General features: G+C 37.3%; 23 protein-coding genes. 11 read left to right on the top strand and 12 right to left on the bottom strand.

Annotated features, from left to right (window positions below):
- The first annotated feature begins 1 nt into the window (after position 1).
- A complete protein-coding gene (locus tag EIB73_RS10215) occupies positions 2-505 on the top strand; it encodes a superoxide dismutase family protein (protein WP_125025086.1) in 504 nt (167 codons plus the stop codon).
- 73 nt (positions 506-578) lie between these two features.
- Here EIB73_RS10215 and EIB73_RS10210 read toward each other — a convergent pair whose 3' ends face one another.
- Positions 579-3,098, bottom strand: coding sequence for an ATP-dependent Clp protease ATP-binding subunit (locus tag EIB73_RS10210; RefSeq protein ID WP_125025084.1), 2,520 nt, complete (start codon positions 3,096-3,098; stop codon positions 579-581).
- 383 nt (positions 3,099-3,481) lie between these two features.
- Here EIB73_RS10210 and EIB73_RS10200 point away from each other — a divergent pair, with 383 nt between their 5' ends.
- Genes EIB73_RS10200 through EIB73_RS10190 form a run of 3 tightly spaced genes read left to right on the top strand, consistent with a single transcriptional unit; the run spans position 3,482 to position 5,996 of the window.
- Entirely contained in the window at positions 3,482-4,579 is a 1,098-nt protein-coding gene (locus tag EIB73_RS10200; RefSeq protein ID WP_125025080.1) for a glycosyltransferase family 4 protein, read from the top strand.
- 38 nt (positions 4,580-4,617) lie between these two features.
- A complete protein-coding gene (locus EIB73_RS10195) occupies positions 4,618-5,037 on the top strand; it encodes a SufE family protein (RefSeq protein WP_125025078.1) in 420 nt (139 codons plus the stop codon).
- A complete protein-coding gene (locus EIB73_RS10190; RefSeq protein ID WP_317132662.1) occupies positions 5,034-5,996 on the top strand; it encodes a glycosyltransferase family 9 protein in 963 nt (320 codons plus the stop codon). The genes EIB73_RS10195 and EIB73_RS10190 overlap by 4 nt, the downstream gene beginning before the upstream one ends.
- Positions 5,997-6,043: 47 nt before the next feature.
- On the opposite strand, the gene EIB73_RS10185 is transcribed toward EIB73_RS10190, so the two are convergent.
- From EIB73_RS10185 to EIB73_RS10150, 8 genes are all read right to left on the bottom strand, one after another.
- Positions 6,044-7,126 carry a mannose-1-phosphate guanylyltransferase gene (locus EIB73_RS10185; RefSeq protein ID WP_228411227.1) on the bottom strand — a complete coding sequence of 361 codons (1,083 nt, stop codon included), beginning with the start codon at positions 7,124-7,126 and terminating at the stop codon, positions 6,044-6,046.
- A gap of 2 nt (positions 7,127-7,128) precedes the next feature.
- On the bottom strand, positions 7,129-7,719 hold the full coding sequence (locus tag EIB73_RS10180; protein WP_125025076.1) for a SprT-like domain-containing protein: 591 nt from the start codon (positions 7,717-7,719) through the stop codon (positions 7,129-7,131).
- Positions 7,720-7,749: 30 nt separating this feature from the next.
- On the bottom strand, positions 7,750-9,090 hold the full coding sequence (locus EIB73_RS10175) for a TolC family protein (RefSeq protein ID WP_125025074.1): 1,341 nt from the start codon (positions 9,088-9,090) through the stop codon (positions 7,750-7,752).
- Positions 9,091-9,253: 163 nt separating this feature from the next.
- Positions 9,254-11,041, bottom strand: coding sequence for a MutS-related protein (locus tag EIB73_RS10170; protein WP_125025072.1), 1,788 nt, complete (start codon positions 11,039-11,041; stop codon positions 9,254-9,256).
- A 6-nt stretch (positions 11,042-11,047) separates the two neighbouring features.
- Positions 11,048-11,437, bottom strand: coding sequence for a hypothetical protein (locus EIB73_RS10165; protein ID WP_125025070.1), 390 nt, complete (start codon positions 11,435-11,437; stop codon positions 11,048-11,050).
- 163 nt (positions 11,438-11,600) lie between these two features.
- Entirely contained in the window at positions 11,601-13,004 is a 1,404-nt protein-coding gene (locus tag EIB73_RS10160) for a nucleoside recognition domain-containing protein (protein ID WP_125025068.1), read from the bottom strand.
- A 97-nt stretch (positions 13,005-13,101) separates the two neighbouring features.
- The gene (locus EIB73_RS10155; protein WP_125025066.1) at positions 13,102-14,145 is read right to left on the bottom strand and encodes a PA0069 family radical SAM protein; all 1,044 of its coding nucleotides are present in this window, start codon (positions 14,143-14,145) and stop codon (positions 13,102-13,104) included.
- A gap of 123 nt (positions 14,146-14,268) precedes the next feature.
- Entirely contained in the window at positions 14,269-14,460 is a 192-nt protein-coding gene (locus EIB73_RS10150) for a hypothetical protein (protein WP_125025064.1), read from the bottom strand.
- A 191-nt stretch (positions 14,461-14,651) separates the two neighbouring features.
- On the opposite strand from EIB73_RS10150, the gene EIB73_RS10145 reads away from it, so the two are divergent.
- The 7 genes from EIB73_RS10145 (at position 14,652) to EIB73_RS10115 (ending at position 21,993) form a co-directional block, all read left to right on the top strand.
- The gene (locus tag EIB73_RS10145) at positions 14,652-16,763 is read left to right on the top strand and encodes a prolyl oligopeptidase family serine peptidase (RefSeq protein ID WP_125025062.1); all 2,112 of its coding nucleotides are present in this window, start codon (positions 14,652-14,654) and stop codon (positions 16,761-16,763) included.
- A gap of 233 nt (positions 16,764-16,996) precedes the next feature.
- Positions 16,997-17,716, top strand: coding sequence for a class I SAM-dependent methyltransferase (locus EIB73_RS10140; RefSeq protein ID WP_125025060.1), 720 nt, complete (start codon positions 16,997-16,999; stop codon positions 17,714-17,716).
- A 30-nt stretch (positions 17,717-17,746) separates the two neighbouring features.
- Positions 17,747-19,507 carry a DNA mismatch repair endonuclease MutL gene (mutL, locus tag EIB73_RS10135; protein WP_125025058.1) on the top strand — a complete coding sequence of 587 codons (1,761 nt, stop codon included), beginning with the start codon at positions 17,747-17,749 and terminating at the stop codon, positions 19,505-19,507.
- Between the two features lie 7 nt (positions 19,508-19,514).
- Complete coding sequence (locus EIB73_RS10130; protein WP_125025057.1) at positions 19,515-20,246, top strand: rhomboid family intramembrane serine protease; 732 nt, start codon at positions 19,515-19,517, stop codon at positions 20,244-20,246.
- A gap of 12 nt (positions 20,247-20,258) precedes the next feature.
- Entirely contained in the window at positions 20,259-21,236 is a 978-nt protein-coding gene (locus EIB73_RS10125; RefSeq protein ID WP_125025055.1) for an endonuclease/exonuclease/phosphatase family protein, read from the top strand.
- A gap of 1 nt (position 21,237) precedes the next feature.
- Positions 21,238-21,612, top strand: a complete 375-nt coding sequence (locus tag EIB73_RS10120) for a hypothetical protein (protein ID WP_125025053.1) — start codon at positions 21,238-21,240, stop codon at positions 21,610-21,612.
- Between the two features lie 36 nt (positions 21,613-21,648).
- A complete protein-coding gene (locus EIB73_RS10115) occupies positions 21,649-21,993 on the top strand; it encodes a hypothetical protein (RefSeq protein WP_125025052.1) in 345 nt (114 codons plus the stop codon).
- 10 nt (positions 21,994-22,003) lie between these two features.
- Here the strand turns inward: EIB73_RS10115 and EIB73_RS10110 are convergent, their stop codons facing one another.
- The 3 genes from EIB73_RS10110 to EIB73_RS10100 form a co-directional block, all read right to left on the bottom strand.
- Complete coding sequence (locus EIB73_RS10110) at positions 22,004-23,518, bottom strand: GH3 auxin-responsive promoter family protein (protein WP_125025050.1); 1,515 nt, start codon at positions 23,516-23,518, stop codon at positions 22,004-22,006.
- Positions 23,519-23,624: 106 nt separating this feature from the next.
- The gene (locus EIB73_RS10105; protein WP_125025048.1) at positions 23,625-24,035 is read right to left on the bottom strand and encodes a BrxA/BrxB family bacilliredoxin; all 411 of its coding nucleotides are present in this window, start codon (positions 24,033-24,035) and stop codon (positions 23,625-23,627) included.
- A 98-nt stretch (positions 24,036-24,133) separates the two neighbouring features.
- Positions 24,134-25,390, bottom strand: coding sequence for a cation:proton antiporter (locus EIB73_RS10100; RefSeq protein WP_125025046.1), 1,257 nt, complete (start codon positions 25,388-25,390; stop codon positions 24,134-24,136).
- Positions 25,391-25,482 lie beyond the last annotated feature (92 nt).

Genomic DNA, 25,482 nt, shown 5'->3' with positions numbered 1-25,482 from the left:
TATGAAATTCACAAAAATCTCTATGATTTTTTGCAGTGCAATCCTTGCGGTATCTTGTACTACAACTAAAAATTACAAGATCAATTCTAAGAGCGGAACCAATACACAAGGAACTGTAGATTTTAATCAAAAAGGAAAAATGGTGACCATGGATATGAGTGTTTTTAAATTAACACCCGGAATTCATGCCGTACATATTCACGAAAAAGGCGATTGTTCCGCAACGGACGGAAGTTCTGCAGGTGGCCACTGGAATCCGGCAAAAGATGATCACGGAAAATGGGGATCGGAACATTTCCATATGGGTGATATCGGAAATTTAACTGCTGATAAAGAAGGAACAGCACGTTTGATTTTCAAAACCGATAAATGGTGTATCGGATGTACGGATGAAAGTAAAAATATTGTTGGAAAATCAATTATTATTCATGCTGGAAAAGATGATTTTAAAACCCAACCAACCGGAGATGCTGGTGGTAGAGTAGGTTGTGTAGAAATCAAGTAATTACTTTTTCCTTATAAAATAAAATCCGTCGCAGTTCACACTGCGACGGATTTTTCTATTATTTAAGGTAGTCTTACTTTGTACTACTTTTCTTCTTTACCGGTTCTCCTTCAAGACCGTCTTTGGCTTCATTTAATTTCAAAATAACGGTGCTGCCTTCTGTAAGGTGCTTATTCACAAGCATTTCTGCTAATAAATCTTCAATATATTTTTGAATTGCACGTTTTAGAGGTCTCGCTCCGAAATCTTTGTCCCATCCTTTTTCTGCGATAAATTCTTTCGCTTCGTCGGTTAATTCTACTTTGTAGTTCAGTTTTTCTAAACGTTTGTACAATTTAGCCAATTCCAGATCGATAATTTTTGTGATATCTTCTTTTTCTAAATTGTTGAAGATCACAATATCATCAATTCTATTCAAGAATTCAGGCGCAAAGGCTTTTTTCAAAGCGTTTTCGATGGTGCTTCTGGCTCGGGCATCTGTATTTGATTTCTTCGCATTGGTACCAAATCCAACACCGTCTCCGAAATCTTTTAAATCACGGGTTCCGATATTTGAAGTTAGAATAATGATGGTGTTTCTAAAATCAATTTTTCTACCCAAAGAATCGGTTACAAAACCTTCATCTAAAATTTGTAGAAGAATATTGAACACATCAGGATGCGCTTTCTCAATCTCATCTAAAAGTACCACTGCGTACGGTTTTCTTCTAACAGCTTCAGTCAGTTGACCACCTTCTTCATATCCTACATATCCCGGAGGCGCCCCAACCAGTCTTGACACTGCAAATTTTTCCATGTATTCACTCATGTCAATACGGATCAACGCTTCATCAGAATCAAAGAGTTCTCTTGCCATTACTTTTGCCAGCTCAGTTTTACCAACACCTGTGGTTCCTAAGAAAATAAAAGTTCCAATTGGTCGGTTCGGATCTTTCAATCCAGCTCGGTTTCTTTGAATTGCTTTTACTACTTTCTTCACCGCATCAGCCTGGCCAATGACTTTTCCGTTCAGCATTGCGTCCATCTGAGAAAGTTTATCGAGTTCATTTTTCCCAACTTTTGTAACTGGGATTCCACTCATCATCGAAACTACTTCGGCTACACTTTCTTCAGAAACTACTTCTTTTTTCTCTTTTACATCTTTGTCCCAAGCTTCCTGAGCGATATTGAGCTCAATCTGTAAACGTTCCTCTTCATCTTTCAACTTACGGGCTTCCAGATAATCCTGTTTTTTGACCGCTTGTTGTTTTTGCTCCTTGATTTCTTCAATCTTAGTTTCATGCTCAATGATTTCAGTCGGAACTTTCATGTTTTTAATATACACTCGTGAACCGGCTTCATCCATTGCATCAATCGCTTTATCTGGTAAAAATCGGTCTGTAATATAACGTGCAGTTAAATTGACACAAGCTAAAATGGCCTCATCGGTATACGTCACATTGTGGTGATCCTCATACTTGTCTTTGATCTGATTTAAAATCTGAACGGTTTCTTCTACGGTTGTAGGTTCAACCATGACTTTTTGAAAACGTCTTTCCAATGCACCGTCTTTTTCGATGTATTGTCTGTATTCATCAAGCGTTGTTGCACCAATACATTGAATTTCACCTCTTGCCAAAGCGGGTTTAAACATATTGGAAGCATCTAAACTTCCCGTAGAACTTCCTGCTCCTACGATCGTATGTAGCTCATCTATAAATAGAATGACATCTCTGTTTTTCTCAAGCTCCGTCATTATTGCTTTCATTCGCTCTTCGAATTGGCCACGGTATTTTGTACCGGCAACTAAACTTGCCAGATCGAGCGTAATAACTCGTTTACCATAAAGAACCCTTGATACTTTTTTCTGTTGAATTCTTAAAGCCAGACCTTCTGCGATTGCGGATTTACCAACTCCAGGTTCTCCAATTAAAAGCGGATTGTTCTTTTTCCGTCTGGATAAGATCTGAGAAACCCTTTCAATTTCTTTCTCTCGGCCAATCACCGGATCCAGTTTGCCTTCTCGGGCTAAAGTCGTTAAGTCCCGGCCGAAATTATCCAAAGTCGGAGTTTTACTTTTACCGGTTCCGATATTTCCCGTCGGTTTTCTCATCTGTCCAAATTCTTCCCGCTCTTCATCATCGTCGTACGCGCTCATTTTCGGGTCTTGACCAGAATTTTTAAGCATCGTTTGATACTCTTTGGTCACGCCTTCATAATCGATATCGTACGAACTAAGAATACTCGTGGTAGGGTCTTCAGCTTTGTAAAGAATACCCAGGAGAAGATGAACGGTATTTATTTCTGAACTTTGATATTGTCTGCACTCCAATTCAGATCTTTTTACCGCCTGATCCGCCATTTTGGTAAAAGAGATCTTCTCACTTTCCACAGAAAAGGGATTGAGGCTTGCCACCGACATTGTTTCGATCTTTCTTTTTATTTGGGTTAAATCGGCTCCCAAATTATGCATGATTTCTTTAGCAGAATTTTCCGTTTTGATCATTCCCAAGAGAAAATGTTCTGTATTCAGAAACTCGCTATGTAAACGTCTTGCTTCGTTTTTACTATGTTTGAACACTTGGTCCAACCCATTTGAAAATTGATGATCCATATATTGTTTCTCGTCTGTTAATTAAAGATAGAAAATTATCTCTAAGTCTCTATCAAAGTTACAAATACTTTACCAAAAATAATTTAAGACTATATGGCAGTTAAAATTTCTTAAATTCAGTGAAAATGATTAGGTTTGTTACCCTGAAATCTGTATTATGAGCCCACAAATCACAAATTTTATCGGTTATGCTGCCTCCTTTTTTGTTGTCTTTAGTTTCGTATTGAAAGACGTAAGAAAGATAAGAATTGTAAACTTCATAGGATGCTTTTGTTTTGTAGTTTACGGTATATTCAGTGATTATCTTTGGCCAGTAATTATTCCTAATGGTATTTTGTGTGGCGTGCAGGTTTATCATTTGCTCAAAAAATCGTAATTTAAATATGAAAATTGTCGTTTCAGCGTTCAGCAGTCTCTACACGGACCAGCGGATAGAAAAAGTCTGCGAAACTTTACACAAACAAGGTTACGAAATAATTCTCCTGGGAAATGACTGGGGTGGCGCGGGCCAAATGCAGCGGCCGTATTCTTTCCGACGAATAAAATTACTTTCTACCTCTTTAAAAACTGCATACGCAGAATTTAACTGGAAACTCTATAAGGAACTAAAAAAAAGTGCTGATAAAAATACAATTCTTCTCGCAAACGATATTGATTCATTAGTTCCAAATGTTTTAATTTCCAAGCAGTTGGGAATTCCCCTCGTTTTTGACAGTCATGAAATTTTTACTGAAATGCCTGCGATTCAAGGGAAGTTGTCCCAAAAAATATGGCGGTTTTTGGAAAGGAAATATATTCCGAATATTCAATATATGATGACCGAAAGTGTAAGTTACGCCAATTGGTTTACAGAGACTTATGGTGTAAAACCTATCGTGGTGCGGAATATTCCGAGAAAGATCACGGATAAGATCGAAATTCCGGACAATCAGCCGAAAATTTTACTTTATCAAGGCGCAATTAATCAGTCAAGAGGAATTCCACAGGCCATTTTAGCTACGAAATATTTAGATAACGTTATATTTAAAATTGCAGGTGACGGTCCTAAAATCAAGGAGTACAAAGAGCTGGTAAAAAAGGAAAACCTTCAGCATAGAGTGGAGTTTCTGGGGAAATTAATTCCAACAGAGCTGCGTAAAATCACAAGAACTGCGGATGTTGCCGTCAGTATTGAAGAAAATGGCGGCGTAAGTTATCTCTATTCATTACCAAATAAAGTAGCGGATTGTATTCAGGCACGCGTTCCTTTGGTTTTGATCAACTTCCCTGAAATGATGAGGGTTTACAATCAATTTAAAGTCGGGGAAATCGTAGAAAATCATGACCCAAAAAATCTTGCGGATAAAATTCAAAAAGTATTAAATCGCGGCAGAGCATATTATCAACCCGAACTGGAAAAAGCAGCGGAAGAACTTTGTTGGGAAAAAGAAGAATCAAAGATTATCGCCCTCTTTAAAAAAGTGGAGGAAGAAAATTTCTAAGACTGAATTTCCTACCTTTGTACAAATTCAACAACGCAATGAGTATCGAAGAAAAACAGAAAGAAATTGTAGAGGAATTTGCATTTCTTGATGACTGGGAACAAAAATATGAATACATTATCGACCTCGGAAAAGAACTGAAGGGAATGCCCGATGAAAAGAAAACCGATAATAATTTAATTAAAGGTTGCCAGTCTAAAGTATGGATTGATGCCAGATTTGAAGACGGAAAACTCTATTTCAACGCCGACTCCGATGGGATTTTGCCCAAAGGAATTGTTTCTCTTTTGGTTTCTATCTACAGTGGTCACGGGACACAGGAAATTTTAGATTCTGATTTTAAATTCATTGAAGAAATCGGATTGCAGGAATTCTTATCCCCTTCCCGCGCAAATGGTTTAATGGCAATGACAAAACAGATTAAGTTTTATGCCGTCGCTTTTCAGTTAAAAAATTGAGAACCATTCTCGCATATCGTTTTTCCGCCTTTGGTGACGTCGCCATGACCGTACCCGTCTTCCGGGAGTTTTTAGCACAAAACCCAGATGTTCAAGTGGTAATGGTTTCCCGAAGTCAGTTTAAAGACCTGTTTGATAATATTCCAAATCTTATTTTTAAAGGAATTGATTTCGAAGATTACAAAGGATTTCTTGGTTTACGGAAATTGGGTAAAACCCTGTTGAACGAATTTAGACCCGATTATGTCGCTGATTTACACGATGTTATCCGAACGAAAACTTTGGATCTTTTCTTTATGAAAAATGGTTTTAAAGTCTTTAAAATCAATAAAGGAAAAGAAGAAAAAGAAAAGTTAACAGACGTTTGGAATTTAGATAAAACTCCGCTGCGACTTACATGTGAACGATATGCAGATGTATTTCGGGCCATGAATTTCCGTCTTGAACTTTCGCATCGTTTTCCTGATAACAATCAAAAGTCTGGAATTGGGATCGCGCCGTTTGCGCAACACAAAGGAAAAATGCTTCCTCTGGAGAAAACTTTTGAAGTCGCAAAAATTCTTGCAACCCGCCACAAACTTTATTTTTTCGGAGGTGGAAAAAGTGAAATTAATATTCTTGATAGTTGGGCAGATCAGATACCAAATACGGAGAATTTAGCCGGAAAATTAAGTTTGAAAGAAGAACTGCAGAAAATTGCGGAACTGGAGGTTATGATTTCCATGGATTCTGCAAATATGCACTTGGCCAGTTTGGTAGGAACACGGTGTATTTCGGTTTGGGGATCAACGCATCCGTATGCCGGATTTTTAGGATATGGTCAAAGTGAAAAAGATGTCGTACAAGTTAAAGATTTAACCTGCAGACCTTGTTCTGTATTCGGCGATAAAGCCTGTTACCGCGGTGATTGGGCATGCCTGGAAGAAATTGATATTCAAAAAATTATCGATTTAGTTTAATAAAAAGTCCTTTCAATAATTTGAAAGGATTTTTTTTATCCGAGATTTTAAAGAAATATTTCTCCTTTCTTTAAAGTTTTCAAATCCTGCACATAGTCTTTGATGAGTTGATCGTTTTCTCTTGGGCAAATCAAAAGTGCTTTGTCCGTGTCTACCACGATATAATTTTCTAAACCGTCTATCACCACTGCTTTGTGGTGATTTTTGAGTTTAATAATATTTCCGCTGGAGTTGTAGATAACAACATGTTTTGAATTCACAGCGTTTTCGTTCTGGTCTTTATTGCTGTTTTCGTAGATGGAAGTCCAGGTTCCCAAATCACTCCAACCCAGATCAGCCGGAATAACATATACATTCGTTGCTTTTTCTAAAATTCCATTATCGATGGATATTTTATTGACTTTCGGGTAGATCAAATTGATGCAGCCTGATTCATTGTCAGAATTGTATTCACAACTTTCAAAATGCTGAGACATTTCGGGAAGGTATTTCGTAAATGCATCTAAAATAGATTGCACGTTCCACACGAAAATTCCCGCATTCCATAAAAAATCCCCGCTTTCAATAAAAGTTTTTGCAATTTCGACATCCGGTTTTTCGGTGAAGGTTTTTACTTTGTAATATTCTGCGCTCTTTTTTTCTACAAACTGAATATAACCATAACCTGTTTCAGGCCTTGTCGGTTTAATACCCAAAGTGATGAGATAGTCATTTTTTTCAGCAAGATTAAAAGCGAGTTCTACCTTTTTAAGGAAAACATTTTCTTTTAAAATTAAATGATCAGCTGGCAATACAATAATATTTGCCTTGGCATTTTGATTTGCTATTTTTTTTGCAATGTAAAGGTTACAGGCCGCTGTGTTTTTCATCATCGGCTCTCCCACGATATTGGTGGGATTTAAATCAGGAAGCTGCTCTTCCGTAAGAGAAACATATTCGTTATTGGTAATTACAAAAATGTTTTCGGCACTTACAATTTTCCGAATTCGGTCGTAAGTCTGCTGAATCATGGTTTGTCCTGTTCCCAAAATATCCTGAAACTGCTTTGGGTATTTCTGAGTGCTCATCGGCCAAAAACGGCTTCCGATTCCTCCTGCCATAATAACGCAGTAATTATTTGATTTCGACATATTTAAGTTATTTTTTCTACTCTTGCTAAAGGTTTGAAAATGTATTTTTTTTGCGTATCTGTGTTAAGACAAAGATAGTTTTTTTTCCTCTTTTCCTCTATGATATAAGTTTCCTTTCGGTATATAAAACGAGCACCAATGGCTAAATCTTCAAGGTACGAACTTTCGTCTTCCAAATCTTCAATGTGAAAGTAACGAACAAGTTCAGGACTTGACATAAAATTTGCTTTTGGCGCTTTCGAAAACTTTAAAATAATCGATTTTAAATCATCTTCATAAATTGATATGCTTTCTAAAAGCATTGTTCGAAACGTGTTTTTCCATTCCATACCATGAGCAGAAATTCGGGGGCCGTAATTTTCGAAAGCCAGCAGGTGAGCCAGTTCATGCGTTAGAACAAAAAAGAAAAGTTGAGGTTGCAGTGTCGAGTTAATCGTAATTTGATGACTCTTATCGGGCATTTTCCGGTAATCACCCAATTTTGAATTGCGGCCTCGCGTAATTTTGATGTGAATGGTATGATCACCAAACCAATGTTTTAAAAAAGGCAGACAATTTTCAGGTAAATATTTTGCTAAAAGAGAAATAGACATTATACAAAACAATCTTTAGAAGAAAAACTGCTACAAAGATAATGGAATACCGGCGTAGAAATTTAATAGTTTCAAGCTGAAAAGATAATTGTATTTCGCTTGCGCTACACTTCCCTGGGCGTTTGCATAATTATTTCTGGCACTGTTCAGATCATAGATCGTCGTTCTTCCCGCCGCAAAACTTTTCTCCGCAAAATCCAAAGCGAGTTTTGCACTTTTTTCTGCTTCGGTAGAGGCTATGAACGATTCGTAATTACTTTCGGCATCAAACTGCGCCTTTTGCACATTTTGTAAAACATCTTGTTTCTGCTGCGCCAAGGTAGTTTTTGCGATTTCTTCATTTATTTTTGACTGCTCAACATTTAATTTTGTAATTCCTTTATTAAAGATTGGAATGTTCGCTGAAACACCTACTTGCTGACCAAAATTATCTTTATACTGTTGAAAAAAGCCACTTTGTGCAATTTTATTTCTGGTGGTAGGATCGATCGCATTAAAGAGATAAAAGTAATTCGTGCCGACTCCTGCATTTGCAGAAATGGTAGGCCAGAAGGCAGTTTCCGTAATTTCTGTTTGAGCTTCTGCAGCTTTTATTCTGCTTTCTGCCGCCTTGATCTGGGGTTGGTTTTCGAATGCTTTATAAATAATTTGAGATGCTGAATAAAGGGGAGCATCAATGTTGTTATCCACTTCTACATTTTGTATGTCAAAGTTTTTATAATCAGGAAGTTGCAGTAACATTGCTAAAGAAAACAAGCTGCGTTCCGTATTGATTTCTGCGGTCTTTACATTTAGTTTTTCACGTGCCAAGGCAGCTTGGGCTTCTGCCAAAACCGTTTGTGGAGTAGTACCAACCTCGGTTGTTATTTTTGCTCTTTCATACAATTTTTCTGCGTTTGCCAAGGCGCTTTTTGAAATCGCGGTAACTTCTCGGTTTAAAAGGATTGAAAGATATTGTTGCGCAATCTGCAGGGAAATATCATTTTTGATTCGTTCTACATCAAAAGCTGAAGCTTCAACATCGTATCCCGTTTTTCTTATGTTTTTTTCTAATCTGCCATTATTGAAAATTAAAATATCTGCTCCTACATTTGAATTATTGCTTAAATTATCGTTGCTGCCGGTTCTTCCGAAAGTGTCACGTCCTTGGCCAAAACTTGCAGTATTATTAATGTTTGCAGAAACTGAAGGTAAGTACTGACGCTTCGCAGCTTCCAGAGATTTATCTTGAAGCTGTTTGCTAAAGCTGCTTTGAACGACTTGCAAATTATTCTCAACCGCATAATTTACGCACTCCTGCAAAGTCCAGACTTTTTGAGAGAATGCCATCGTGGATATAAAACTTAGAAAAAAAATAGCAGATTTCTTCATGGATAATTTTAAAGAATAAGACGAGTTTTTTGGTGATTTGTTACAATTACTGCAGAAAATTGTTTAAATCTTCTTGATTTAGATAGCAAATAAATCTGCGATAGAGGTAAAACGGAAATTTCTAATATGATTTCTAAGTCATAATTTTAAATTGTTCAAAAACTTAATCAATTATTTTAAACTTTCGCATCAAGTAAATGGCGTTCATACTTTTTGTGACGCCTTTTTGAAGTTTGTAATCCGTCTCCAGTTCACCATCAATGTTTTGAAGTTCGAAGCAATAATTTTTGATTTTTAAAGGAAATCGATCTTCAATTTTTGTCAGATCTAAATCGTGTGTGGCAATGAGACAAGAGAATAACACGTTACTTTTCATTAATTTTTGCAGGAATAATTCCGAACCCGTGAGTTTATCCTGAGAATTGGTTCCTTTTAAAATCTCATCTAAAATAATAAATTGAGGTTCTCCATTTTCTAAATTTTCAACGAGTTTCCGAAGACGCAGGATTTCAGCATTAAAATAAGAAGTCCCATCGCTCAGAGAATCGCTCGTACTCATGGACGTAAAAAGCTTCATCGGAATAAAACTGAATTCTTTTGCCGCAACCGGACATCCGGTCATCGCCAAAACCAAATTGATTCCTACCGTTCGGAGAAACGTACTTTTACCCGTCATATTTGCCCCGGTAATAATTGAAATCTCTGTACTTTGGTTGATGGTGAAATCATTAGAAACGACTTCCGATTGAAACAATAAAGGATGAATGAGTTCCTCTGCTTTAAATTTAGCACCGTCTTCATTGATCTCAGGAAAAATGTAATCGGGATTTTTAAACTTGAAAATTCCCAGTGAAATAAAGGCTTCAAATTCCGCAAAAGCCTCAAACCACTGCGGCAAATCCTCATCGATCGCGTTAAACTGCTTTTCAATTTTTAGGGTGAAATTCAGATTCCACAAGAAAAAGTTATTCAGAATTACGCCAATATTACTTTGTCCGCTTTCATAATTTCGGAGCAAACGCGCCAACTTTTCTATTTCTTTTCGCGACGATCTGCTTTTCCCGGATCGGAGTTTATTTTGAAGGGTTTGATTTAATTCTTCAGTGAAATTTTCATTTTCGATATGGGAAAAGACATTTAAAAACTGCTCATATTGATTCGAATCAAATGAAATCAGTTCTCCTAATGCCAGCATTTTATTTCGATAAACATAAAGAACTATTCTGGAAATTATTAAAATTCCAACGAACATCAAACCAATAAATACTCCGGATATCGAGGTGAAAATCGCCAGAACTAAAGTGACTAAGGTCAAGATGGGAACCACGACAGTCGCAATCTTTGCCAGAACCGCATTCTTAAAAACTGAATTTGATTTGTTTGGATGTGCAATTTCTCCTTTAATTTCCATCGACTTCGCCAAAGTCAGAAAATGAATATTCCACGCCGTCTTTTCAGACAATTCTGCAACCGATTTTTGACGCAGAATTATTTCCTTTTTTTCGACACTTAAATCTAAAAGGAAATCTTTGAGTTTGTTTTTACCTAAAGTTGTTTCACCATAATTTAGATAACTGAAAAGCGAGTTTTTACCCAGAATATCCAGATCTTTTGCGAAAGGATGTTGATCAATATTTTCCTCAAGCTCAAGACCCGTTTCGAATTCTGTTTTGGTGATGATTTCATTTCCAATATGAAGATAATTTTTATAAAACTGCAATTCCTGTTTTACATTTAAAAGAAAATATCCTAAAATGAAAAAGAGAACGGTGGAGAAAATCGCTAAATACAGATGAATTTTCAAACCACTTTCAAAGATGAAATATTGTAAGAAAAAATAAGTAATAGCAAGGAATATAACAACTCGAATCCAGCCTAAAATGGTGAGTTTATTCTGTAGTTTTTGAAGCGTTACTTTTTTTTGAGAGAGTAATAAATGTAATTGTTTCATTCAATATTAACCTTTTTTCAACTCCCCAATTCTACTTACAATCGGCAATGAAAAAATTCCGCTTGTCTGTAAATAATGTTCGTAGAACACTTTGGCTTTTTCCGCAAAATCAGGATTTGGAGTTTCTTTATTTTTAAAGTAGAACAAATTTCCCAGCAACTCAAAATACGGAATATGATGACTTTTCTCTTTCTCATTGATCATTTGAACAATCTCTTCAGTGGATTTCGCAGATAATGTTTCAAAATTCATTTTGAAAGTATCGTTCATATTGGTATCAAAAACTCTTTGAAGTTCTATTTCGTCGCCACCGCTTTCTCCGCCTAAAATCATTTTAGAAAGAAATTCTGAAAATTGTTTTACTATTCTGATGATGTAATCTTTATCGTGAATCATATTTTAGGTTTTATTATTATTATTATTAAAAAAGTTTTATTACACAAATATCACTAATAAATGTACACAAGTAAACACTACTATTTTAAAAGAACTATATGTTTATTACAACAATAATTAGTGCCATTAGTGAAGGCGATTCTTGCAATTCGTGTTTAAAAAACTATGCGAAGAAAATGTACGCCAAAATCACCGACGTGATCACTCCAACCAGATCCGCCATCAACATTGCTGTTACGGTATATCTTGTGTTTTTAATTCCGACCGCACCAAAGTAAACGGCAATTACATAAAAAGTAGTATCTGAACTTCCCTGTAAAACTGCCGCCAAACGGCCCTGGAAACTGTCTGCACCGAAAGTCTGCATCGTATCAACCATCATTCCCCTTGCGCCCGAACCGGAAAGTGGTTTAATTAGAGCGGTCGGTAATCCATCAACGAATCTTGTATCAAAGCCAACAACTTGTGCGACCCATTTCATTCCGTCGATTAGAACGTCGAAAACGCCCGAAGTTCTTAGTAAAGAAATGGCGATCAACATTCCCACCAAATAAGGAATAATCTTAACACAAGTCCAGAAGCCTTCTTTTGCACCATCAATAAAAGCATCAAACACATTGATTTTTTTATAAAGTCCTCCCAAAACAATGGCGAAAAATATGAGAAGAATAATTCCATTGCTCAACAGCATACTGAAATTATCCAAACCTTCTTTTGTTAAATGAACGAGATAAACCACCAATAGACCGATAATCGCTGAAATTCCACCTACATAAGCGATTACGACTGGCTGTAGTAAATTTATTTTTTGATAGAGGGAAACGAAAATCATGGCAGCCAAGGTCGCTGCGAAGGTGGCAATCATACACGGTAGAAAAATATCGGTCGGCGTTTGCGATCCCATGGAAGCACGTATCGCAATGATTGAAACCGGAATCAACGTCAGTCCGCCCGCATGAAGACAAAGAAACATGATCTGTGAATTGCTGGCCCTTTCTTTATCGGGGTTTAGGGTTTGCAAACTTTCCATGGCTTTTAATCCAAAGGGTGTTGCAGCGTTATCCAAACCTAAAAGATTGGCTGAAAAATTCAGCAACATGTGTCCAAAAGAGGGATGGTTTTTCGGGATTTCCGGAAATATTTTAGAGAAAAAGGGTTGAATCATTCGGGAGAGAAAGTTAATTCCGCCGGCTTTTTCGGCAATGCTCATAAAACCCATGAAAAGGGTCATAATCCCGATGAGTCCCAGACATATTTTAACTGCTGTTTCCGAGGTTCCAATCACCCCGTCGGTTTCCTGTACTCTGTAAACCGCCACTTCATTTTTTGCAGAATCAATTTTATAATGAATACGGCTTTGTTCAAAATTGGGATTTACAAGCAGAGCTTTTTGAACTTCGGGATTTAATTCTCCCATTTTTTGGGACGCAATCTGTACTGTATCGCCACTTTTCCCCACAACCATATCATTGTAAATTGCTTTATAATGATCGGACCCAATATATTTTATACTTGCTACGATAATGGCGACAATAATAAAACCACTCCAAATCCTGCTTAAAACCATGAATTAAAAATTTGAGTAAAAGTAATTAAAAACTTTATTTAATGGGAAGCCGAATTTAATTTATTCACATCTTCTGAGCGTAAAATTGTGTAGTGAATTAAAAAAGTTTCAATTGCTGTTCTTTCGTGCCGGTGAAATTTTCGGTTGAGAGTGGTGCAAATCCTTTATCGGTAAAATATTTTCTTTTCCCCAACGCAAAAGTATTATGAATCATTTCTGCAATATTTCCCTCGCCTTTATATCGTTCATACAACCTTTTATCCCCTAAATTTCCGCCGCGCATTGATCGAATTAGATTTAGTACTTTCTGCGCCCGATCAGGAAAATTAGCATTAATCCAATTTACAAAAACAGGTTCCACCGTGTCATTTAGACGAACCAAAGCATAACCTACTTTTTGGGCACCAGCCTCGGAAATTGTTTTTAAAATATTTAAACTCTCATCGCTTGTTAAGCCTGGAATTACAGGAGCCACCATCACGCCGGTTGGAATTTTATTTTCTGCAAGAATTTCAAGCGCTTTTAATTTCTTCTCCGCGGAAGAAGTTCGGGGTTCCATTTTGCGACGAATTTCTTCCTTTAATGTGGGGATGCTGAAAGAAACAGAAACTAAATTTTGTTCTGCCAATAGTTTAAGCAGATCCAGATCTCGCAAAACCAGCGCATTTTTTGTCAGAATAGAAACGGGATGACGGTAATCTAAACACAGTTGTAAAATCTGGCGGGTAATTTCAAATTTTTTTTCCGCAGGTTGATAACAATCTGTATTTCCTGAAAGAAATAAAGTTTTTGGAATGTAGTTTTTTTTCCGAAAAAATTTTTCAAGAAGTTCTGGTGCATTTTTCTTCACCATAATTTGTCGCTCGAAGTCTGTGCCGGCAGAATACCCCCAAAATTCATGCGTAGGTCTTGCGAAACAATAAGCACAGCCGTGCTCACAACCTTGGTATGGATTGAGTGATAATTCCATAGAAAGGTCCGGACTCTTCACGATGTTCACAATTGTTTTTGGAAAAACTTCCGTAAACTTGGTTTTGGCCGGTTCGTAATCTTCTTCCTCAGGTTCAAAAGTATATTTGTCGAAACGGTTGATTTCGTTTCGTTGCGCACCTTGACCCTTTATGAATTTTCCCTCAGACATATTTTGAATGATAACGCTAAATTCGTAAAAATCAGTAACAAACTTAAAATAACGTTTTACGATTTCAGACAAAAAAAATTCTGTCTTCAGTGAAAACAGAATTGAGTTTTGAATTGATTATTTTTAACGCACCGCTAAAAACTCTACGCCATCATTGGATTCCTCTCTAATTTTTCTGTCGAAATGGCGATGAAAATCTGCGTAATAATCATCATATTCTTTACTTTTCTTTATTAAATACCTCCTTACTCCCAGTATGCCCAAACCAATAATGATTCCAAAGCCACCAGCTACTAAAATTGTTGTTTTATTCATTTCTCAAATTCTATGGATATTTTTATACAAATGTTGTTCCTTTTTCTTTATAAAAATATCTAAAGTTTGTTAATCTTTTGTGAACAAATTGGAGGTTATCAAATATCAGAACTTTGGATAACTGTGCTAAGAATTAAGATGCATTGACTTATATCATTAAAAAATCTTATTTTTGAGGAAATCCTAATTTTATGAAATTTAAAACATTTGCAATAGGTGCAGCTGCTTTTTTAGCCTCATCCTGTGCGACTCAGAGAATGACCCAAAAGTATCCGGAAACTAAGAAAATAGATCATTCCGATGATTATTTCGGAACGAAAGTCAGTGATCCTTACCGTTGGTTAGAAGATGATCAGGCCGACGACACTAAAGACTGGGTTCAACGGGAAGTTGCGTATACCAATGATTATTTAGCAAAAATTCCATTTCGAGAAGAATTGAGAAGTCAGCTGAAGGATATCTGGAACTATGAAAAAATAGGAGCACCGTTCAAAGAAGGTGATTTTACTTATTTCTATAAGAATGATGGATTACAGGCGCAATCTGTTTTATACCGTACGGATAAGAACGGAATGACGGAAGTTTTTCTTGATCCCAATAAGTTTTCCGAAAAAGGAACCACTTCTCTAGCAGGCGTTTCCTTTAACAAAAAAGGAAATTTAGTTGCGTATTCAATTTCTGAAGGAGGAAGCGACTGGAATAAAATTATTATTCTGAATGCCCTAACCAAAGAAGTTATTGATGAGACGATTGTTGATGTTAAGTTTTCTGGTGCCTCCTGGATGGGCGATAAAGGATTTTTCTATTCCAGCTACGATAAACCAAAAGGAAGCGAGCTATCTGCAAAAACAGACACACACAAAGTCTATTTTCATAAATTAGGAACAAAGCAAAGTGCCGATCAACTCATTATTGGTGGCGATAAATTTAAAAGACGCTACATGAATGTGGGCGTTTCAGATGATGAGCGATATCAGATACTGAGCGCTTCGGAGGCTACCAATGGTAATGAGCTGTATATTAAAGATTTGCAGCAAAAGAAGCCCGATTTTGTTCCAATCCAAAAAGGATATGATTTCAATACCAATTTTGTAGATTCGAAAGGCGATTTCATTTATGCTTTAACCGATAAGAATGCACCGAATATGCGTTTGGTAAAATTCAATATCAGAACACCAAATGTTTGGACTGATGTTATCCCGGAAACAGAAAACGTGTTAAATGTGTCTACAGGTGGCGGTTATATTTTCGCAAAATATATGAAAGATGCCGTAACATCAGTAAAGCAGCTGGATTATAACGGGAAATTGATTCGTACCATTGATTTGCCGGGAATAGGAACTGCGGGTGGTTTCGGTGGCAAAAAAAAGGATAAGGATCTTTATTTTTCTTTCACCAATTATATCACGCCGGGAACGATTTACAAACTGAATACAGAAACCGGAAAGTCTACCGTATATCAAAAGCCGAATGTGAAGTTCAATCCGGCGGATTATGTTTCAGAGCAGGTTTTTTATACCTCAAAAGATGGAACGCGAATTCCCATGATGATCAATTATAAAAAAGGCCTTAAAAGAAATGGTAAAAATCCGACCATTCTGTATTCTTACGGAGGTTTCAACATCAGCTTACAACCGGCTTTCTCTGTAGTCAATGCAATTTGGATGGAAAACGGTGGAATTTACGCCGTTCCAAATATTCGTGGTGGCGGAGAATATGGTAAAAAATGGCATGACGCAGGAACCAAAATGCAAAAGAAAAATGTCTTCGAGGACTTCATTGCGGCTGGAGAATATTTACAGCAAAACGGCTATACCTCCAAAGATTACATGGCGCTGTCAGGACGTTCAAATGGTGGACTTTTGGTAGGAGCAACCATGACCATGAGACCCGATTTAGCAAAAGTGGCATTCCCGGGAGTTGGCGTTTTAGATATGTTGCGTTATAATAAATTTACGGCTGGTGCAGGTTGGAGTTACGATTACGGAACCGCAGAAGACAGCAAAGAAATGTTCGATTATCTGAAATCTTATTCCCCGGTTCATCAAGTGAAAAAAGGAGTTTGTTATCCCGCAACCATGATCATTACAAGTGATCACGACGATCGCGTGGTTCCAGCACATTCCTTTAAGTTTGGCGCAGAATTACAGGAAAAACAATCATGCAGCAATCCTGTTTTGGTAAGAATTGAAACCAATGCAGGTCATGGCGCCGGAAGAAGCACCGAGCAGGTGATTGGGGAAAACGCTGATATTCTTAGTTTTGCACTATACGAAATGGGTTTTAAATCCTTGAAAAAATAGAAATATCAAGACCTATTATTTGGGCAGCTGTTTCCACCTTCCGTTCCCGCTATTTTTTGCCAGGCATAAGGCCCGGCGAAAAAATGAGTTCCACTCAAGTTGGGCTGCACGATTCACCGTAGAAGTTGAACAGCCATATTTTCTAAATTAATAAAATCAAAAACTTCCCCTTGTCAAAAAGCGGGGAGTTTTTTTTCATTTAAAACAAAGAATAAATTCACTAATTTTACCGCATGAAAAAAGAGGATATCGCTGACTTTTACGACGAATTTTCTTCGAAGCAAGTAAAAACAGGCGCCAATGAGCGTTTGATTTCTTTATTCAAAAGACTGCAGAAATTAGGATTAAAATCAGATTCTAAAATTCTGGAACTCGGCTGTGGCGTAGGGATCTTCACCCAACTTCTCGCAAAAAATAAATCCGCAGGTCTCATCGAGGCTGTTGACTTAAGTGAAAAAAGTGTTGCAATTGCCCGAAGCCATCTTAAAAACAAAAAAAACATTCATTTTGATGTGGCAGACGTTGTTCAGTATCAGCCGCAGAATTCCGACTTCGATTTTGTAACATTAATGGATGTGATCGAGCATATTCCTTTAGACCAACACGATCAGCTCTTTGAGAATCTTGCAAGAATCTGTTCCGAGAAAACGCGAATTGTCATCAATATTCCAAACCCGCAATACATTGGTTATGCGAGAATTAACCATCCGGAAAGTTTGCAGGTCATCGATCAGGAAGTTCACTTATTTCCCCTCCTTCAAATTTTTGAAAAGTACGATTTAGAACTCGTCTTTTTTGAAAAATATGGAATTTGGGAAGTCGAAGATTATCATTTTATGGTCGTGCGTAAGAAAAGAGCATTTGAATTGAAACATCTTGCCGATCAGCGGAATATCACCGAAAAAATCGTAAAAAAAATAACCACCAAAATTGATGCAATTAAATATCACTAATTGCCTTACAACCTTAGATCCTCTTATTAAATGTCGGACATTATAAAACTTTTGCCAGATCATGTTGCCAACCAAATTGCCGCCGGTGAAGTGGTGCAGCGACCTGCCTCTATAGTAAAAGAATTAATAGAAAACTCCATTGATGCGGGCGCAACAAAAATTGAGCTCATTATTCGCGATTCCGGTAAAAATCTTATTCAGGTCGTGGACAATGGAAGCGGTATGAGCGAAACCGATGCACGTTTGGCTTTTGAAAGGCATGCGACCTCAAAGATAAGTACCACAGAAGATATCTTTCGGATTTCTACTAAAGGCTTTCGTGGTGAAGCTTTAGCTTCTATCGCTGCGGTGGCGGAAGTGGAATTGAAGACCAAAACTCACGATGCAAAAATCGGCACTAATATTTATATTGAAGGTGGAGGATTTCAGTTTCAAGAACCTGTGCAAACCGCAGAAGGTTCGAATTTTTCTGTGAAGAATCTTTTTTATAATGTTCCGGCGCGACGTAAATTTTTAAAAAATAACAATATTGAATTTCGTCATATTATCGATGAATTTCAACGGGTTGCTTTAGCCCATGAAAATCTGGAATTTGAACTGTTCCATAATGATGATATTGTTTTTAGATTACGGAAAGCCAGCTTATTACAAAGAATAGTAGATGTTTTCGGACGAAAATTACAGCCGCTTTTAATTCCAATTAAAGAAGATTTGGGCTGGGTTCAGTTGAATGGCTTCGTTGCCAAACCAGAAGGCGCAAAAAAAACACGCGGTGAACAGTTTTTCTTTGTGAATGGCCGGTATTTTCGCAGTGCTTATTTTAATAAAGCAGTTCAGGATGCTTTTGAGGGCTTGCTTTTACCGGGATACATTCCGACCTTTTTTCTGTTCTTAGATCTTGACCCGGAAAAGGTGGATGTAAATATTCATCCCCAAAAAACAGAAGTTAAATTCGAAGATGAAAATTTAATTTTCGCCTTGGTCCGTTCTACGATCAAGCGTTCCTTGGGAATCTATAATATTTCTCCCAGTTTAGATTTTGATCGCGATTCCGGTATGGATGCTTTCATGAATCAGAAAAAAAGCGACGGTAATTTTAAAACGCCCGAGATTGTGGTTGACCGCAATTACAACCCTTTCCGTGAAGAAACGGTTTCGCCGGGTGAAAGAGTTGCCATGACAGAAATGTATCAGCAGAATATTCAGGCAGAACCATCGAAAATTAATCTTTTTGAAGATGAGGATTTTGATGAAGATTTAATGCGTCTTCCAAACGGATACTGGCTCTTTAACAAAAATGGCAAAACCCTCATGCTCGATCTTGGCAGAATGCACCGATTAGTTGTGGGCGAAAGGAATGCAAAGAAAAAACGCACCAACGAAAAACATACTTTGCTCTTTTCTCTGGAGTATCATATGAATGAGATCGAGAAGAATAAATTCCGGTCTATTAAAAAATTTCTGCCTGAACTGGGGTTTGAAATGATTATTGCGAATGATAATGTGTTGCGCATAGATGCAGTACCGCAAGGGCTGAAGGAAACACAGGTGATGAAATTCCTGGAAAATCTGTTTGAAATCCTGGAATACCGCACAGAAGATGAGTTTCTCGATTTTTATAACAGCCAGTGGAATAAAATTCAAAGTAAATCACGCTTTGACTTTCTTTATAAAATGGATGCTGAGCAAGTGATTAAAGACTTTACAGAATTGGGCTTTCCTGAATTCTTACCTTCCGGCAAGCGGTGTTTCATTGAAATTCCACTGGAAGACTTAAAAAATAAATTTTAAAAAAAATATGTTAAATACATTACCACCCATTACTCGAAATATCATCATCATCAATGTTGTTGTTTTTATACTTTTCTATTTGCTGAACAGTCCGGCATTGTATATGAAATTTGCGGCATTTTATCCCTTTTCTCCCTTTTTTAAATCGTGGCAAATAATCACGCATATGTTTATGCACGGGAGTTTTATGCATATCCTTTTTAATATGTTAACGTTGTACAGCTTCGGACCGGTTTTAGAAAGAACATTGGGTGACAAAAAATATTTAATCCTTTATTTTGTAAGTGGGTTGGGTGCTTTCTTTCTTTTTAATTTGTGGAATTTTATAGAAGTTCAGCAAATACAGTCCAGTTTGGAAAGTTTAGGATTTAATCTGAACGGTTACTTGGCAGGCGAAAATGTTAGTTTCACCGGCAGTCCGCAAGCTATAGCTTCTCAACAGGAACTGGTGACTCAATTGAAATCAATTATTACCGTTCCTATGGTTGGAGCTTCGGGTGCCATATTTGGAGTGATTGCAGCTTTTGCTACTTTATATCCCGATGCAGAAATTGGGATTATGTTTATTCCAATTCCTGTAAAAGTGAAATATGTTTTGCCCATCATCGTCATTGGATCTGTTTTTTTAGGCGTTACAGGAAACGTAGGCGGAATTGCGCATCTTGCACACGTGGGCGGCGCGCTGGTTGGATTCTTACTCGCAATATACTGGAAACGAAAAATGTACAGAATCAATTAAAATAGTTTTTCTGTGAAGTTGCTTCGATTCTTTTTAACGATTTTTCATCTTTTCATTTTGGGTCTGTTGGCGGGTACTTTACTGAATTCCGCTGTTCCTCCGCATCTGTTTCCCTACTTAAATTTACTTTCTCTGCTGTTCCCTGTGTTGATGATTATCAATATTTTGCTTTGTCTTTTTTGGATCATCAGGTGGAAAAAGAGAGCATTTGTTTTTATTATTTTGACGCTGCTTTTTTACAATCCAATCAGCCGGTGGATCAATTTTAATGAGAAGAATACGGAGAAGCCCAATTTTAAAATTGTTTCTATGAACATCAAATCCGGAAAGGTTGGTTTAGAGAAAGTTTACGATTACCTCGCAAATACTGATGCTGATCTTATTCTTGCTCAGGAATACGGACAAGAATTTTCGGTTCCGAACTATCCTTTTCAAACCAAGAAATATGAAATAGTTGCCCTTAATTCTAAGGCTGAAATTATTCGTTCCGAAAAAATAGCAACCACTGGAAACGGCAATTCTTTTTATGCAGATATTAAATTTAATGGTAAAATAATCCGCGTGATTAATGTTTATTTGAATCCATTTTCCTTCGATAAACAGAAAGTAAAACCCTCTGAAGATTTGGAAGCTAATCAAAATAAATTAAGATATATTTTAAGAACATTAATTCCGACCTTTAAAATTCATGAAAAAGAAGTGGCAGATATTCGAAAAGCCATCGATGAATCGCCGTATCCAACCATTGTTGCGGGTGATTTTAATGCCGTTCCTAATTCTTATGAATATTATCAAATAAATGAAAAATTAACGGACGCTTTTGTAGCGGTGGGAAGAGGAAGTAGCACCAGTTTCCATGATTATAAATTTCCGATACGGATTGATTATATATTTACTTCTAAAGAAATTAAACCCATTCATTATCGCGTAGACCGATCTGTAAAATTGTCCGATCATTTCCCTGTCATTGCCGAATTTAAAATTGATTAAAATGAAAAATTTCTCTTTTATAGTCTTGCTGATCCTTCTCTTTTCCTGTGGGAAAAAAGTGTCACAAGAGCGTTTGGTGACCGAAGAAGATTCCTCCATTCCTCCATACGATACGGTTGCCATCGATTCTTTTTCAAATGGTGCTACTTCGGTAGATGTGGTGCGTAAAATCCGGATGGCCAGTCAACAGTTTCAGGATTCTTTAAAGCAAGTGAAGCTTAAAAATGAAGAAGAAAAAATCCTTCAAAAATCCAAAGATGACCAATTGAAGGCAGAAAAGAAAGCGGAGGAAAACAAAAAGAAAGCCGAAGCCAGCAAGGATAAAAACGCTTTGAAATCCGGGGAAGAGAAAAAAGAAACCTCGGTTACTCCATAAAATTTTATAAATTTAACTTCTATTTAAACAAATCAAATGAAAAAATATTTTTTATCAATCGTGGCTGTGGCTTTAATTGTGGTGAGTTGCAAAAAATCAGAGACCAAAATTGAAACTACCGAAAATCCTGATGGTACAATAACTACAACTACCGTAGAAACAGAGCAGTCTACTCATTTTGATTCAGCGAAGATTAATGAAACTGTTGATCAGGCAAAAGAGGATTTGAAGCGAACTGGAGATAAGATCGATGAAGCAGCCGACAAAGGACGTCATCAGTTTAAAAAAGCGGGTGAGGACCTCAAAGAAGTTGCTGAAAAAGGAGCTGCTAAAGTTGAAGAAGGTGCTAAAAATGTAAAAGAAGATTTACAGAAGAAATAAAGCTAAAGGCTTATTTGTTCATCGCTAAAAGTGGATCCAGATATTCCCGGTCATTACTTAAACGCGGTACTTTATTCTGCCCGCCCAGTTTGCCGCGTTCCGACATCCAGTTGTAAAAAAGCTGAGGTTTCGCGACATGAACAATTGGTTCCTTCAAGGTAATATTATTGTATCGCTTGGCTTCATAATCTGAATTTACTGATTTTAAATGATTGTCAAAAACTTCTGTAAAACGTTGTAAATCATTTGGTTTCTGCATGAATTCAAAAATCCATTCGTGAGCGCCACTTTCACCCTGGTGCATGAAAACAGGTGCGCCGGTAAAATCCAGTATAGAGGCATTCGTGGCCTCGCAGGCTTGCGTAAGTGCGGTTTCAACATTGTCAATCATCAACTCTTCACCGAATGCGTTGATGTAATGTTTGGTTCTGCCCGAAACTTTAATCCGGAAGGGATGCAGCGACGTAAAGCGAACGGTATCACCGATCAGATAACGCCAAAGACCACTATTGGTAGTAATGACCATTGCGTAGTTTTTGCCGATCTCTACTTCCTCCAAAGGAATAGCTTCTAAATTTTGCGGGTCAAATTTATCCATCGGGATAAACTCATAGAAAATTCCATAATCCAGCATCAACAGCATTTCGTCACTGCCATGCTGATCCTGAATTCCAAAAAAACCTTCAGATGCATTGTATATTTCGTAATAATTGATCTCTCTGCCAATAATTTGTCTGTATTGTTCCCGATAAGGTTTAAAGCTGATTCCTCCGTGAAAGAAAACTTCCAGATTCGGCCAGAGTTCAGAAATATTTGCATGACCGGTTTCTTTTAAAATTCTTTGAAGCAAAACCATCATCCAACTTGGAACTCCGGTTAAACTTCCTACATCTTCACTTTTAACCTCTGAAATAATGGCTTTTAATTTACTTTCCCATTCTGACATCAGCGACACTTTTTTACTGGGTGTCGTCGTAATTTCTACCCAAAAGGGAAGATTATCAATTAAAATCGCGGATAAGTCTCCGAATTTTGTATTAAAATTTTCGTAGAAGTCTGCACTTCCACCCAATCGTAAATTCTTGTTTGTAAAAAGCTGATTATCCGGATGGTTATTGGCATAGATAGAAACCAGGTCTTTCCCTGCTTTCATGTGGCAAAGTTCCAGGCTCTCATCAGTTATCGGAATAAACTTACTTTTGGCATTGGTGGTTCCGGAAGATTTGGCAAAATTCTTTACCACGCCCGGCCAAAAAATATCGCGTTTTCCTTGTCGTGCCTGTTCAATATAAGGTTCAAAATCTTCGTACGTAACAATGGGAACGTTTCTGCGAAAATCTTCGTAGCTGGAAATAGAGCTGAATCCGTGGATTTTTCCGTAGTCCGTATTTTCTGCGAAATAGAGTTGGGAAAAGAGCACCCCGTTCTGAGTCTCAATCGGATGATCCATAAAATTTTTAATCTGATCAATCCGCTGGCGGATAAACCAATTGACTACCGTATTAAATAGTGCTTTCGTTGCCATAGGTAACAAATATAATATTTTTCTGTGAAAGACGGTAGGCAGTAGATCTCAAAAAAAATTCCGCCTTGAATAAAGCGGAATGTGATTTTGAACTAAAAGTTTAGTTTTAGCAATACTCTTCGTAAGCACCCTGTAAGTTTGCTGCGATAGCGCCTGCAGGATTACCTTCAATATGATGTCTTTCCAGCATGTGAACCAATTCACCGTCTTTGAAAAGAGCTATACATGGAGAACTTGGTGGGAACGGAGCTAAGAATTTACGTGCTTCATCAACCGCATCTTTATCGTAACCTGCGAATACGGTTACTAAATGGTCTGGTTTTTTATCTCCGGTTAAAGAGAAAACAGCACCCGGTCTTGCTGCACCTGCTGCACAACCGCATACCGAGTTTACCATTAACAGCGTAGTTCCTTCTTTTTTAATGGCTTCTTTTACGGCTTCAGCAGAAGTTAGGTCCTGGAATCCTTTATCGGTAAGTTCATGCTTCATTGGCATTACTAAATCATCTGGATACATATTTTTTAATTTTATGTGTTAAACTTTTGAAGTGTAAAATTAATTCTTTTTTAATTAATCTCCTTCCCTTTGTAACCTATTAAAACAATACCAATTATCTATTGAGACTTTTTGGCTGATTTTGCTGTCAGATTTTTAACTAAAGTGCCGATGCTTAAACCTTGAAAGATGATGGAGAAAAGGACGATAATATACGTGATGGCGACAAACATATCACCGGATTCATGTCTTGGCAGAGCTAAGGCTAAGGCGACAGAAATTCCGCCCCGCAAACCGCCCCAGACTAAAATAGGGAAGGAGTTCTTTTCAAAATTCACCCGTCTTTTTAATAAGAGAAATGGAATTCCTACGGAAACAAAACGTGCAAAAAGAACAACAGCAATCGCGATAATCCCTATGAGAATATAGATATTTTCGAAATTTATGACCAGTAATTCTAAACCGATCAGCAGAAACAGAATGGCGTTTAAAATCTCATCCATCATTTCCCAGAACTTGTCGATGTATTCCTCTGTAATGCTGCTCATTCCAACTTCTCTTCCTCGATTTCCTATAAAAATTCCGGCTACAACCATCGCGAGAGGGCCGCTGATATGTAAAGATGACGCCAGCCAATAGCCACCCATGACCATTGCTAAAGTGACCATGACTTCTACCGAATAATCATCTATTGTTTTTAAAATGTAGGTTCCCACGCTGCCAAGCAGGGTTCCCAGTAACATTCCGCCACCCGCTTCTTTTAGAAATAAAAGTCCAATGTCTCCTAATCCCATATTGGCAAAACCAACTTGAGAGATCTCATAAATGGCTACGAACAGAACGACCGCAACACCATCATTAAATAAACTTTCTCCGGATATTTTGGTTTCTAAAGACTTAGGAATATTCGCCGTCTTCAAAATACCCAATACGGCAATAGGATCGGTGGGCGAAATGAGAGCACCAAAAAGCAGACAGTGAATGAAAGAAACATCTAAACTGAAGGCCTGCAGAAGAAAATACATTAACCCTCCCACGATGATTGTGGAGATTACAACGCCAATGGTTGAAAAGGCGATAATGGGCGCTCTTTCAGACTTTATATCATTTAATTTGATGTGAATTGAACCCGCAAATAATAGAAAGCTCAACATAATATCCATTAATATGGTGTAGAAATCAATGGATAAGATCATTTTTTTGGTCTGCACAAAAAGGTCCGGAAAGGAAGAAGCTGTTAAAACAATTCCCAGGGAAGTAAGCAGTGCGATGATCATGACTCCGATGGTTCTTGGGAGCTTTAGAAACCGTTTATTAAAATATCCAAAGGCTGCTGCAAGAATGATGATGACCGTGAAATAGTGATAGATCTGCATAGAAAAATTTATTCAAATGTAGGAAAATAAAAAACCTGAAACATAAAATGTTCCAGGTTTCAAATCAAATCGATATGCAAAGGTTGAATATC

This window comes from Kaistella carnis (assembly GCF_003860585.1).
Classification (GTDB): Bacteria; Bacteroidota; Bacteroidia; order Flavobacteriales; family Weeksellaceae; genus Kaistella; species Kaistella carnis.
The sequence above is the reverse complement of the archived record's forward strand: the minus strand, read 5'-3'. Positions and strand labels throughout refer to the sequence as shown.

What these genes read in the sequence shown, in the direction of transcription:
- EIB73_RS10215 (WP_125025086.1), top strand. Translation starts at nt 2, where the DNA reads ATGAAATTCACAAAAATCTCTATGATTTTTTGCAGTGCAATCCTTGCG.
- EIB73_RS10210 (WP_125025084.1), bottom strand. Translation starts at nt 3,098, where the DNA reads ATGGATCATCAATTTTCAAATGGGTTGGACCAAGTGTTCAAACATAGT.
- EIB73_RS10200 (WP_125025080.1), top strand. Translation starts at nt 3,482, where the DNA reads ATGAAAATTGTCGTTTCAGCGTTCAGCAGTCTCTACACGGACCAGCGG.
- EIB73_RS10195 (WP_125025078.1), top strand. Translation starts at nt 4,618, where the DNA reads ATGAGTATCGAAGAAAAACAGAAAGAAATTGTAGAGGAATTTGCATTT.
- EIB73_RS10185 (WP_228411227.1), bottom strand. Translation starts at nt 7,126, where the DNA reads ATGTCGAAATCAAATAATTACTGCGTTATTATGGCAGGAGGAATCGGA.
- EIB73_RS10180 (WP_125025076.1), bottom strand. Translation starts at nt 7,719, where the DNA reads ATGTCTATTTCTCTTTTAGCAAAATATTTACCTGAAAATTGTCTGCCT.
- EIB73_RS10175 (WP_125025074.1), bottom strand. Translation starts at nt 9,090, where the DNA reads ATGAAGAAATCTGCTATTTTTTTTCTAAGTTTTATATCCACGATGGCA.
- EIB73_RS10170 (WP_125025072.1), bottom strand. Translation starts at nt 11,041, where the DNA reads ATGAAACAATTACATTTATTACTCTCTCAAAAAAAAGTAACGCTTCAA.
- EIB73_RS10165 (WP_125025070.1), bottom strand. Translation starts at nt 11,437, where the DNA reads ATGATTCACGATAAAGATTACATCATCAGAATAGTAAAACAATTTTCA.
- EIB73_RS10160 (WP_125025068.1), bottom strand. Translation starts at nt 13,004, where the DNA reads ATGGTTTTAAGCAGGATTTGGAGTGGTTTTATTATTGTCGCCATTATC.
- EIB73_RS10155 (WP_125025066.1), bottom strand. Translation starts at nt 14,145, where the DNA reads ATGTCTGAGGGAAAATTCATAAAGGGTCAAGGTGCGCAACGAAACGAA.
- EIB73_RS10150 (WP_125025064.1), bottom strand. Translation starts at nt 14,460, where the DNA reads ATGAATAAAACAACAATTTTAGTAGCTGGTGGCTTTGGAATCATTATT.
- EIB73_RS10145 (WP_125025062.1), top strand. Translation starts at nt 14,652, where the DNA reads ATGAAATTTAAAACATTTGCAATAGGTGCAGCTGCTTTTTTAGCCTCA.
- EIB73_RS10140 (WP_125025060.1), top strand. Translation starts at nt 16,997, where the DNA reads ATGAAAAAAGAGGATATCGCTGACTTTTACGACGAATTTTCTTCGAAG.
- mutL (WP_125025058.1), top strand. Translation starts at nt 17,747, where the DNA reads ATGTCGGACATTATAAAACTTTTGCCAGATCATGTTGCCAACCAAATT.
- EIB73_RS10130 (WP_125025057.1), top strand. Translation starts at nt 19,515, where the DNA reads ATGTTAAATACATTACCACCCATTACTCGAAATATCATCATCATCAAT.
- EIB73_RS10120 (WP_125025053.1), top strand. Translation starts at nt 21,238, where the DNA reads ATGAAAAATTTCTCTTTTATAGTCTTGCTGATCCTTCTCTTTTCCTGT.
- EIB73_RS10115 (WP_125025052.1), top strand. Translation starts at nt 21,649, where the DNA reads ATGAAAAAATATTTTTTATCAATCGTGGCTGTGGCTTTAATTGTGGTG.
- EIB73_RS10110 (WP_125025050.1), bottom strand. Translation starts at nt 23,518, where the DNA reads ATGGCAACGAAAGCACTATTTAATACGGTAGTCAATTGGTTTATCCGC.
- EIB73_RS10105 (WP_125025048.1), bottom strand. Translation starts at nt 24,035, where the DNA reads ATGTATCCAGATGATTTAGTAATGCCAATGAAGCATGAACTTACCGAT.
- EIB73_RS10100 (WP_125025046.1), bottom strand. Translation starts at nt 25,390, where the DNA reads ATGCAGATCTATCACTATTTCACGGTCATCATCATTCTTGCAGCAGCC.